Genomic DNA, 11,479 nt, shown 5'->3' on the forward strand with positions numbered 1-11,479 from the left:
TCAAAAACTCAGTTCTTTCTCTTTTGTTGCTCTTAGTCAAGTTCCGTTATATACAAAAATATGAGGGCTTAGACGTGAAAACCTGGTTTCAACCTCCTCGTCTACGCATTGATGCAGAAAGCGAAAAAAATGGTCATGCTACTTGGCTGGAACTTTTCTATGATTTAGTATTTGTAGTTGCGGTATCACAAGTTGCCCACAATCTTAGTGAAGATATCTCTGTATCAGGATTTTTTAATTTTGTATTTCTGTTCATTCCAATTTGGTGGGCATGGATTGGCACCACATTTTATACCAATCGATTTGATATTGATGACATAGGTCATCGCTTGCTGATTGGTGGGCAAATGGTAGCGATCACTACCTTAGCAGTAAATACACATTACGGCTTGGGAGAAAGTTCAATTGGCTTTGCTCTATCCTATGCTGTTGGAAGAGCTATGCTTGTTATTGAATATCTGCGTGCTGCAAGGCATATTCCTGTAGCGCGTCCACTAGCAATTCGTTACGCACAGGGTTTTGCGATCGCTGCTGCTCTTTGGCTGATCTCAGCATTTATACCCATTCCATTTCGTTTTGGTTTTTGGGCATTGGGGCTAATTGTAGACTTCGCCACACCTCTAACAGCCAAACACTTACAGTTAGGACTAAGCCACCATGTCGAACACTTGCCGGAGCGTTTCGGGCTATTCACCATCATTGTTCTGGGGGAAGCAATTATAGGCGTGGTTGATGGTCTCTCTAATCAAAAGTGGGATGCTAAAAGCGCACTTGCTGCAATATTCGGTTTTAGTATCGCTTTTAGTTTGTGGTGGGTCTATTTTGAAAATATTGGTAACTCAGCTCTGCGTTCTGCTAATGCAACTGGTCAAATAGGCATTTATCAAATTTGGCTATACGGGCATTTACCATTGGTTATTGGACTCACTGCTACTGGAGTTGGCGTCAAACACATTATATTAAGTGATCCTAATGTAGCACTGGCTACACCAGAGCGCGTGGTTCTCTGTGGCACGGTAGCATTATGCTTGCTAGCTCTAGCTCTTTTGCATCGTACTGGAGTTATACGCTATTGTAAAATTCGTTCTAGGTTTCGCCTTCGTTCTGCAATTATCCTTCTCATACTTGCCATAGCTGGCAAAGGTTTGTTACCTGTTGTGGTAATCGGGCTTGTAGCTATAATCTGTGCTGTTCAAGTCATTCAAGATTTGTACCAAAGCCGTCTCTTAGTCTTTTAAGAAGTACCGTGTAAATCTCACTTGAAGTTTTACATTAGTATTAGAAAGGAAATAATTATCATGGCCAATGTTTCTCAAAATCTTATTGATAGAGACATTAATACCGAGTTTAGTAAAGTCGTTGAATTGGTGTTAATCGAAAACAAACAGGTTTTAGAAAAGGTCAATTATTCATCAGTTATCCAACTTGGGCAAGCAATTCTAAATACCCAAAGAATCTTTGTGGCTGGTGAAGGTCGTAGTGGCTTAGTGATTCGTATGTTTGCTATGCGGCTGATGCATTTAGGACGACAGGTCTATGTTGTGGGTGAAACCATTACTCCAGCAATTCAACAAAGTGATTTACTAATAGATTTTTCCGGTTCAGGTACCACTGAACATGTTTTAGAGATTGCGTGTAAAGCAAAAGAAATCGGTGCATATATTGCTAGTGTCACAACTCAAATCGATTCCCCATTAGCCAAAATAGCTAATTTTTTAATTCACATAGAAGCTGCGGCTAAACAAGATCATAGTCATCAATATTCACAACAATTTAGTGGTTCTTTATTTGAGCAATCTTCTTTGTTAATATTTGATGCTTTGTTTCATTTTTTATCTCATAGTATCAATAAAAATGCTGAAACTCTTTGGGCTTTGCACGCTAATCTTGAATAATTGATACTGGTGGTCTACCACACAAAATTTGCGGAGTTTGTAATCAGGTATAAAGCCCTTAAAATAGTTATAAAAGAGGACTAAAGTCCTCACTACAAACACTTCAAAATTAGGTGAAAGACTACTAGTAATACCATTTCACGTTAATCGCGATATATATAAATAATGTAGAGACACGATATATCGCGTCTCTACAGGGTCTGTATTTGTATCAGGCTTTTCGTGAAATCGTATAAGTAATTTTCAAGCATAACTAATACAAGATCAGAGCAAATTATTTGAACAAAAAAGAGGTTGTTTAATGAAATTACAAGTTTCTGTAGATTTATTGTCATTAGAGCAAGCAATTAAATTGCTTAAAGATGTTGTTGATTATGTAGATATCATCGAAGCTGGTACTCCTTTGATTAAGCAAGAGGGATTGAAGGTTGTCGAAACTTTTAAACAATCTTTTCCAGATAAACTCATTTTTGCAGATATGAAGACGATGGATGCTGGAGGCCTAGAAGCTGAAATGGCATTCAAAGCAGGAGCAGACTTCACTACAATTCTAGCTGTATCAAATGACAGTACTATTAAAGGAGCTGTGACAGCTGCTCGTAAGTATGGGAGATATGTTACTGCTGATATGATTTCCGTTTCAGATCGTGTACAACGTGCGCGCGATTTAGAAAAGCTAGGAGTTAATTACTTGGAACTGCACTGCGGATTAGATGAGCAAGCTAATCATTTGTGTGCTTCAACTGCAAACGAACTTGCAGTTCTACGAGGTGCGGTTTCAATATCTCTCTCTGCTGCGGGGGGTATCAATGAGAATACAATTCAGGAAGTAGAAGCAGCAGGAGCTGATGTCGCAGCAGTTGGTGCTGCTATTTACAATGCTAAGTCTCCTGTTGAATCTGCACGTCGTTTACGGGAGAAGATTAATTCAAAACCTCTATAGGCTATCTACTCTGTTTTAAACTCATAACTGAGTTACCAGCAAAGACAAATTTTTAGTTCTGAGTCTAAAGTTAAGTTGGTAATTAAACTCAGAGTTAAAGCAGATAAATACTAAAAATCCCTGATTTTAATCCCACTCTTTTTACAATACGGTTCGGATAAGACAAATCGATTGACATCTAAACCTTGTAGAGACGTTATAGTGCAACGTCTCTACATGCCCAAAATTATGAGGAAAAATTTTTAACCGAACCGTATTGACTCTTTTTAGGGTGGGTTACCAAGAAAGGCAGAAGTACGAAGGCAGAGGGCAGAAGGTTATATGTATTAACAAAAACTTCAGTTGTGGGTATAAAGCCCACTTAAAAGTAAGAATTATACCGAKACTGCTGGCAGCGAGGTATAAAGCTTCCTTGTTTCAATCCCACGTTTTTAAGCGTGGGTTCCTTCAGCATAAGTGCCTCCTGCCCTCTGCCTTCTGAATTTCTGGCTTGAAAGTGGATATGAGAGCGTAAGCAGAGTTCTATTTTCATGCTTGGAGTTGAAATTTTTTTATTTTTGGACAAATTTAAAGATTAGATTGGAGATCAACTATGCAAACAGAAGATTTGCCTATACAAAAGCTAGACAATACAAAGTCACAAGATTTGATTACAAAGTCTCTGCTTGATTTATTTCTAGAGCAAGTGCAGATCCAACCTAACACAGAAGCAGTTGTCTGTGATCATTGTGATCATGAATGTCTAACTTATCAAGAACTCGCCGAAATTAGTTCGCGCTTGGGTTTTTATCTTCATTATCTTGGTGCAACTGTCGACGAATGTGTAGGTATTTTCCTTGAGCCGTCGCTTGAATTGATAGTTGGAATTTGGGGTATTTTGTTCTCAGGCAGCGCTTATTTGCCATTATCACCAGAATATCCAGAAGACCGACTGAGATATATGGTTGAGGATGCAGGCGTCAAAATTGTTTTTTCACAGGAAAAGCTGCGTACTAGGTTGGCGGAACTGGTGCCTTCAGGTACACGAATAGTTACACTCGAAGAAGCCGAGGAGTTTGAAATTCCATCGGGTATAAATGGGCAGAATGAACTCTACAAGCGTCCACGTTATGATAATTTAGCTTATGTAATTTATACCTCTGGAAGTACGGGAAAACCGAAAGGTGTGATGATTGAACACCGCAGTATCGTCAACCAGATGAATTGGATGCGAACTGTTTGTAATTTGGATCAAAACAAAGTTGTTCTGCAAAAAACACCTATGAGTTTTGACGCAGCACAATGGGAGATTCTTGCGTCCTGTTGTGGCAGTAAAATTATTATGAGCCGCCCTGGAACCTATAAAGATCCAGAACAGTTAATTGAAACTACCACCCGACATAATGTGACGACTCTGCAATGTGTTCCGACGCTGCTACAAGCGCTTCTTGACACCGACATATTCGACAATTGTAAATCACTCAGACAGATATTTAGCGGTGGCGAAATTCTGTCAAAAAAACTTGCGCTACAATGCATTGAAGTGTTGCCAAAATGCGACTTAATTAATGTTTATGGTCCGAGTGAATGCACTATCAATGCTTCTGCCTTTAAGGTTGATAAAAATGCGATCGCTGATCACCCTGAAGCAATCCCAATCGGCATTCCCGTTCACAATACTCAATTTTACATTCTTACGAGCGATCAATCGTTAGCATCGGTTGGAGAAAATGGTGAGTTATACATCGGTGGTGTTCAGCTGGCGCGCGGATACATTAATCGACCAGACTTGACTAAAGAAAGGTTTGTCAACAACCGATTTTCGGCGAGTTCTGGAAGTGCCAAACTGTACAAGACTGGGGACTTAGCCTGTTGGAATGCAGATGGTACTGTTCAATTCGTTGGCCGTGTAGACAATCAGGTAAAACTTAGAGGGTTTCGGATTGAGCTTGACGAGGTAAAGGTAGCTATTGAGAGGCATGACTGGGTTAAAAACGCAGCTGTTATAGTTAAGAAAAATTCTCGTACCGGATACTCTGATCTAATTGCATGTATTGAATTGAGTCCTAAGCAAGCTGCTGTGATGGACCAGGGTGTCCAGGGAGAACACCATCTGTCGAAGCAAAACAAGCTTCAAGTCAAAGCTCAATTGTCGAATCTCGGATATAGAGATATTGACGAAGAAAATTGTGTGCCTGGTCAGATAGAGATCGATCTTCCAGGTAAAACACCGACCGACGAACAGCGGCGGTTGGCGTTTACTCGAAAATCCTACCGTTTATTCGAGGGTGGTGCTGTCCAGAAAGCTGACATTCTGCGGTTACTGGATAAACAAATTACTGGTACCCAGACCTACAACTCTGCCGATTCTCGTGGCTTGGATGCGTTGAGCTTCACAGAATTAGGTCAGATTTTGAGATATTTCGGGCCTTTTTACAGTGATGAGCGTCTATTACCCAAGTACGGTTATGCATCACCTGGTGCATTGTATGCAACACAAATGTATCTCGAATTAGTCAACATAGTAGGTTTGAGGAGTGGTTACTACTATTACCATCCGGGACGTCATCAATTAGTACTATTAAACGAAATAGATAGTACAGAAAAAACACGAATAAAAATACACTTCATTGGAAAGAGAAAAGCTATCGAACTAGTTTATAAAAATAACATTCAAGAGGTACTCGAAATAGAAACTGGCCACATATTGGGTCTGTTTGACAAGATTCTTCCGCCATATAAGCTTACTATTGGAGATGCTGATTATACACCGGAAGTAAATGAGAAAATTCTATGTCCAGACGAACATTATTATTATCTAGGCACTTTTGATATAGTCCCTCAGGTCAAGCCATTGTCGATCGAACCAGTTGATATTTATGTGCAAAGTCATCCTGGAAAGATTGCTGATCTACCTGGGGGTCTGTACAAGTACAAAGATGGTATCTTGGAAAAAATTTCAGACGATATCATTTTGAAGAGACATGTAATAGCTATCAATCAGCTAACCTACGAACAGGGAAGTTTTGGAATTGCAATGATTGGTAGAAGCAGCTGTAAATGGGCGAATTATTTCGCAATGGGCAGGAAGCTTCAACATCTGCAAATGAACGATCTAAATCTTGGTTTATTGTCCTCTGGATACAGTTCCGAGACTGGTAATGATCTTCCTTCGGCAAAGCAGATAACAAGGATACTCAGCGCTAGTAATGAAGAACCAGGTCCTTCTTACTTCTGTATCGGTGGTCGTGTGAGTGATGAGCAGTTAACCAGCGAGGGGATGAAGGAAGACGCCGTTCAGATGAAAGGTCCAGCAGAGTTAATCAAAGAAGATCTACGCAACTTTTTGCCTGATTACATGATGCCTAACAAGATCATAGTTATGGATAAGTTACCGCTTACTGCCAATGGTAAGATCGATGTTAAAGCCCTGGAAGCGTCGGACAAAGTAAATATCGAAATGGCCCAACGGCCCATCATTATGCCTCGTACAAATACTGAACAGCGAATAGGGGAGATTTGGAAGAAGGCAATGAAGTGGGATTCCGTCTCGATATGTGACGATTTCTTTGAATCTGGCGGAAACTCACTTATTGCTGTGAGAATAATCAACGCTATCAATAAAGAATTTAATTCTACCTTGCCTTTACATGCTCTGTTTGAAGCTCCAAGTATTGAAAAGCTTGCTCGTAAGGTTGATAGTGATGAAGTTGAACATTCTTCGCGTCTAGTAAATCTATCATCCACGGGAGTAGAAAATCCTATATATTGCTGGCCTGGTCTTGGTGGCTATCCAATGAACTTGAGGTTGTTGGCAGAAAAAATAAATCTCAATCGACCCTTTTACGGTATTCAGGCCTATGGAATCAACCAAGGCGAGAAGCCATTTTCCTCCATTAGTGAGATGGCTGCTGAAGATATTAAGGAAATAAAACGTATTCAACCAGCCGGTCCCTATACGCTATGGGGATATTCCTTTGGCGCACGGATGGCCTTTGAAGTTGCTTATCAGCTTGAGCAGTCCGGCGATGATGTGGAAAATCTCTTTTTGATCGCTCCAGGATCACCAAAAGTTCGTACTGAGAACGAAGCTATTCATGGCAATCAACCAGTATTTACTAACAAAGCTTATGTGACAATTCTCTTCTCTGTTTTTGCAAGCACTATCACTGGTCCTGCATTAGAGGAGTGTTTGAAGGTTGCAAACGATGAAAACAGCTTCGCGTCATTCATTTCAAGATATAAGAAGCTGGATTTAGATCTGGTGGAACGAATAATGAGAATTGTACAGCAGACATATGAAGTCAAGTACACATTCCATGAATTAACTCAGAGGCAAATTATTGCACCTATAACTATTTTTAAGGCCGATGGTGATGATTATTCATTTATTGAGAGCCACAGTGGTTACTCCCAAAAGATTCCGACGGTCATAAATCTCAAAGCTGATCACTACAGTATGCTCAAAATTACAGGTGTCTGTGAATTAGTGAGGTCGATTCAGCTATATCTTGAGACTACTTAAGTTCTTGACATAACTCTTCAAGTGAACAGACCAATTTTCTGTACTAAAAATCTTTAACACCAAGTGTATTGCGTTAAGATTAGCAAGTTGATAATACGGTTTAGTTAGGAATACAGTCTTTTATAAAAGCCATAAATTTAGGGTTTTTATAGACATTATTTGTATGAAAAATTCTTAACATAACCGTATTGATTCATTTTGTTATAATTTTTAGTGGTTTTTATTTGATCACGTCCTACTGGATGTTCCCTACAAAGTTTTCTGTTTAGTTTTCAAAATGATATCTTATGAATGCTAGAACCATTTATTTGGTAGCAGCACTTATTGGTGGTGCTATTTTACCTGTTCAGGTTGCCCTTAACACTCTTTTAAAGAGTTATATTGGTCAGCCAATGCAAGTTACATTTATTTCATATCTTGCTGGCACTATCACATCGCTGATTATTTGTTTCTTTGCCCACTATCCACTTCCTACTTTGACTTCACTTTCTCAAACTTCATGGTGGATGTGGATAGGAGGCTGTTTAGGAACTTTATATGTCTGGTCAACTATTTTTGCTACACCTAAGATTGGGGCAGCATTGACATTAGGACTGACAATTGCAGGTCAGATGATTGCAGCACTTTTTTTAGATCATTTTGGCCTCATTGGACTTAACAAATACCCAGCTAATCCATTACGCATAATAGGAACTTTGTTTGTTATTATTGGCGTTTCTTTGGTTGCTGCTCAAAAAGGAAGATGATGCTTATTTGTTGATGAACCCCAGGAGAATGCGATCGCTCACGCTTAGTTAAAAATGCCCACTTACCATATATACAAGCTCAATGTAAATTGATAATATTAATCACAAGTTTCTACTATATTTAGTTACAGTTTAATTTCTTAGGAGCAATTTGAAACTGTATACTGCTCATCTTCCACTTTCTAGCTCTTGGGCATTCAAAACATACCCAAGAGCTTGTTGTTTTTCTCCCTAATACCATTTCACGTTAATAGCGATACATATGAATCTTGTCCCAGACGCGTTCGCTTTTAGCGTTCCCGCAGGGTAATTTCGCGTCTCTACAGGATCTGTATTGGTATCAGGGTTTTCGTGAAATGGTATAACTTTTAAATTCCTGTCGCTGTTTTAAGTGCTTTTGTATTGATGCGATCACTTATCAAGCTAAATTTGACATTAATAGCGATCTTTTGCTAGCCTCGTTTTTTGTGTCGCATCTCAAGGCAAAACATTTTATTATTAGTAAGTGTTTAATCCCGAAAATACTTAGTAATATAATACTTTTAACACGTGAAGGGTTCTAGAGGCGTGCGACTATCAACAAAAGACCGTATTATCTATTTAATAATCCAATTACGTACTTAAGAACCCAATTACATATGTACAACAGATCAAGCAAAATAATTGCTAGTTTCAACCAGTCGGGCGGAGCAGCCAAAACAACGATTACACACAATATTGGTTATCACCTTGCTCAAAAACACCGCGTACTGCTCGTAGATATGGACCCCCAAGCATCGCTAACAGCCTTTATGGGTTTAGGAGAAACCAAACTAGAAATTGATCAAACTGTATACAGTGCGATCGCGGAAGACACTCCTCTATATATATGGGAAAAACCCATTCATGGAATGCATCTGGTGCCAACAAATATCCAATTAGCAGGTGCAGAGCAAAAAATTCTTCTTGACCTCACAGTTGACAATCGCCAACGACTCAAAACCGCACTTTCAGAGGTAGTCGATCAGTATGATTACATTTTGATTGATTGTCCACCTTCTTTAGGAATACTAAGTATTATGAGCTTAGTAGCAGCTTCACATATTATCATTCCAGTTGAAACTCAATACAAGTGCTATCTTGGCACTAACCAACTACTAGAAACAGTTGCTCGAATCAAAAAAGGAGGACACAAAAAACTACAAATCGCTTGTTTGATTCCGACCAAGTACGATAATCGCAATCTTCAAGACACAGGAATACTTGAAGAGATTAAAAAGCAAATAGGAGAGCGCATACACATCACTTCTCCTATTCCCAAATCAACAGCTTTCCCTGATGCTGCCCAGTCACATCTGCCACTAGCACTACATAAGAAAAATCACCCCGCAGTTAAGATACTTGAAGAAATTACAAACTACATAACTCAATTATGAGCCAAAAACGCGAACTTGAAAAACTAACTGGACTAGATAACTTATTTGGTTCATCAGAAGAGGAATTCTCGTCTGATTCTACTTTATCTATATCCGCTATTATCCTGCCGCCCAGCCAGCCCCGTCGTTATTTTGATCCAAAAAAGCTTCAATCTCTTGCTGATAGTATAAAGCAAGAGGGTTTACTTGAACCTATTGTTGTCCGACCCATTGGCGAACCATACACTAATTCACTCAAATCTCAAAATCTCCCCACACAATATGAACTGATAGCTGGTGAACGCCGTCTTAAAGCTTGTCAACTAGCTGAAATAACAGATATTCCTGTTCGTATTATTGAATGTGACGAGAAAACAGCACTTCGTATCCGACTTGTAGAGAACCTCCAACGAGAAGACCTCAATGCTTTTGAGGAAACGATGGGTATCCTTGACTTAGTTAAAAGTGAATTAGAAGTTGAGTCAAATGTAGTTGTATCTCTGTTATATCAAATGAATAATGAAGCAAAGGGAAACTCTAACCATAACGTTATGGTTAGCGAATCAGCCCAAATTATTCAAAAAATATTCTCTCAGATAGGAAAGATATCATGGCAGTCCTTTGTTACTAACCGCCTTCCCTTGCTCAAACTCCCTCCAGATATCCAAACTGTACTAGAAGAAGGAAAAATAGAGTACACTAAGGCACAAGTGATTGCACGTGTAAAGGATGATTTCAAACGACAAGATTTATTAGATAAAGCGATTGAATCAAACCTATCACTGTCTGAAATTAAAGAGAAAGTAGGAAATATTCTTAAAACGCAAACTGGAGAGAAAACTTTAGTCTCTCGAAAACAAGAAGAAAAAGATAGAACAGACAAAATATATAAAGCATTGAGAAAGAGTAAAATTTGGGAGGATGAGAAAAAACTAAAAAAAATTAATAAACTTTTTTCTCAAATTCAAGCGCTTTTAGAAGAAAAAACAGATAATTCATGATTAATACCAATTCGCAATCAGCAATACTGCCATTGATGCATTACGCTTTACCAAGAAAGGCAGAAGTACGAAGGCAGAGGGCAGAAGGTTATATGTATTAACAAAAACTTCAGTTGTGGGTATAAAGCCCACTTAAAAGTAAGAATTATACCGAKACTGCTGGCAGCGAGGTATAAAGCTTCCTTGTTTCAATCCCACGTTTTTAAGCGTGGGTTCCTTCAGCATAAGTGCCTCCTGCCCTCTGCCTTCTGAATCCTTCTTGATAGGTTATACCATTTCACAAAAATCTTGATACAAATACAGACCCTGTAGAGACGCGATATATCGCGTCTGGGACAAAATTCATATGTATTGCTATTAACGTGAAATGGTATTAGCCGAAATTATTCCCTTGAATTAAGTCGGTACTCGCTTCGTACTGACTTCGCTCCTTATTATAAAACGTGACTTTGATAGATTTCATGAGCAACGATATACCGCCCTCAAATAAATAGCTGGCTCATAGCTAAAACCCACTTGAAGTAGGTTAAAGGGCTTATTTATTAAGTCTATTAGAAGCAGACTTGCGTTTGCACCCTTGCAGCGAGTTGATTACTTGAGCTAATAATTTTATCAAATTCACGTTAATACAATTCCTCTGTAATACCAATTTAATGTGAAGCCGCACTAAATGACTAACTCTCCAATCTTGGCGTCTTGGCGTCTTGGCGGTTAGTTTTTTATATTCTGTGCATCTTCATAAATAATTGGTATAACGACTTTATACCTCTTTTGAAGTTTGTAGTATTGTCTTACCACATTATCTTATCCTGTTTAATTTATCGTTTTGATGAAGCTTTTATACCTCAGAAAATAATAGTCGGATAGGTACTTTAACATTTTGATTTTTTGTTTTTACCCTAATTTATCGAGCAGATATTTCTTAACTGTCTTAACTGTCTTAACTGTCTTCTTAACTGTCTTAATTGGTATTGTATTTTGCTGACTAACGTGAGA

The 11,479-nt window shown here is 38.8% G+C and carries 7 protein-coding genes; all 7 read left to right on the forward strand.

Annotation, left to right across the window (positions count from 1 at the left end; translation table 11 throughout):
* Positions 1 to 74: 74 nt before the first annotated feature.
* The 7 genes from B4U84_RS26895 to B4U84_RS26925 all read left to right on the forward strand — a co-directional run bounded on the left by B4U84_RS26895 (position 75) and on the right by B4U84_RS26925 (position 10,483).
* Positions 75 to 1,238: a low temperature requirement protein A gene (locus tag B4U84_RS26895; protein ID WP_131121220.1), complete on the forward strand. Its 1,164-nt coding sequence runs from the start codon at positions 75 to 77 to the stop codon at positions 1,236 to 1,238.
* A 60-nt stretch (positions 1,239 to 1,298) separates the two neighbouring features.
* Complete coding sequence (gene hxlB, locus B4U84_RS26900; RefSeq protein WP_131121221.1) at positions 1,299 to 1,895, forward strand: 6-phospho-3-hexuloisomerase; 597 nt, start codon at positions 1,299 to 1,301, stop codon at positions 1,893 to 1,895.
* A gap of 301 nt (positions 1,896 to 2,196) precedes the next feature.
* Entirely contained in the window at positions 2,197 to 2,838 is a 642-nt protein-coding gene (gene hxlA, locus B4U84_RS26905; protein ID WP_017308668.1) for a 3-hexulose-6-phosphate synthase, read from the forward strand.
* 592 nt (positions 2,839 to 3,430) lie between these two features.
* A complete protein-coding gene (locus B4U84_RS26910) occupies positions 3,431 to 7,342 on the forward strand; it encodes an amino acid adenylation domain-containing protein (protein WP_131121222.1) in 3,912 nt (1,303 codons plus the stop codon).
* A gap of 287 nt (positions 7,343 to 7,629) precedes the next feature.
* Complete coding sequence (locus tag B4U84_RS26915) at positions 7,630 to 8,088, forward strand: DMT family transporter (RefSeq protein WP_131121223.1); 459 nt, start codon at positions 7,630 to 7,632, stop codon at positions 8,086 to 8,088.
* 638 nt (positions 8,089 to 8,726) lie between these two features.
* The gene (locus B4U84_RS26920; protein WP_017308664.1) at positions 8,727 to 9,503 is read left to right on the forward strand and encodes a ParA family protein; all 777 of its coding nucleotides are present in this window, start codon (positions 8,727 to 8,729) and stop codon (positions 9,501 to 9,503) included.
* On the forward strand, positions 9,500 to 10,483 hold the full coding sequence (locus B4U84_RS26925) for a ParB/RepB/Spo0J family partition protein (protein ID WP_131121224.1): 984 nt from the start codon (positions 9,500 to 9,502) through the stop codon (positions 10,481 to 10,483). Before B4U84_RS26920 ends, B4U84_RS26925 begins: the two co-directional genes overlap by 4 nt.
* Positions 10,484 to 11,479: the final 996 nt, after the last annotated feature.

The sequence above is a fragment of the Westiellopsis prolifica IICB1 genome (genome assembly GCF_004323185.1).
GTDB lineage: Bacteria > Cyanobacteriota > Cyanobacteriia > Cyanobacteriales > Nostocaceae > Pelatocladus > Pelatocladus prolificus_A.